The 919-nt window shown below is 56.9% G+C and carries 1 protein-coding gene; it reads left to right on the forward strand.

Annotated elements, in window-relative coordinates; translation table 11 throughout:
• Positions 1–26: 26 nt before the first annotated feature.
• On the forward strand, positions 27–919 hold an 893-nt coding region (gene traJ / locus M3090_RS15405; RefSeq protein WP_249057741.1), incomplete at its 3' end, for a conjugative transposon protein TraJ.

The raw sequence follows: 919 nt of genomic DNA on the forward strand, positions 1-919 counted from the left end.
ACCGATAACCAAAGATACTGGTAGCCATGACGGGAGAAAGTACATTCGGCAACCTGCATGAAGTGCTGCGCAGCCTTTATGACGAGATGATGCCGCTCTGCTCGGACATCACGGGCGTGGCCACCGGGGTGGCGGCATTGGGCGCGTTGTTCTACGTGGCCTCACGGGTGTGGCAGGCGCTCTCACGTGCCGAGCCAATAGATGTGTATCCGCTGTTCCGTCCGTTTTGCATCGGGGCGTGCATCATGTTCTTCCCCACCTTCGTGCTGGGAACCATCAACGGCATCATGAGTCCCATCGTCACCGGTTGCCACGGCATCCTGCAAGGGCAGACGCTCGACATGGAGGAGTACGCCGAGAAGCGGGAGAAACTGGAATACGAGGCTTTGGTGCGTAACCCGGAAACGGCCTATCTGGTCAGCGACGAAGAATACGAGCGGCAGATTGAAGACTTGGGCTGGACACCGTCGGAACTGAAGACGATGGCGGGGATGGCCATCGAGCGCGGCAAGTATGAAATCAAGCAGACCATCAGCAACGCCTTCCGCAGTTTTCTGGAACTGCTCTTTCAGGCGGTGGGGCTGATACTGGACACGCTGAGGACATTCTTCCTTATCGTGCTCTCCATCTTGGGGCCGCTGGCATTCGCCATTTCGGTGTATGACGGTTTCCACAGCACGATGGTGCATTGGATATGCCAGTATATCAGCATCTACCTGTGGCTGCCCATCTCCGATTTGTTCAGTTCGGTGCTGGCACGCATCCAGACGCTGATGATTGAGAAGGACATCGCGGCATTGACCGACCCGAACTTCGTGCCGGACACGAACAACTCGGCCTACATCATCTTCATGCTCATCGCCATCGTGGGGTATTTCACCATCCCGACGGTATCGACATGGGTGATACAGGCGGCGGG

The organism is Bacteroides sp. ET71, from assembly GCF_023336905.1.
Taxonomy (GTDB): domain Bacteria; phylum Bacteroidota; class Bacteroidia; order Bacteroidales; family Bacteroidaceae; genus Bacteroides.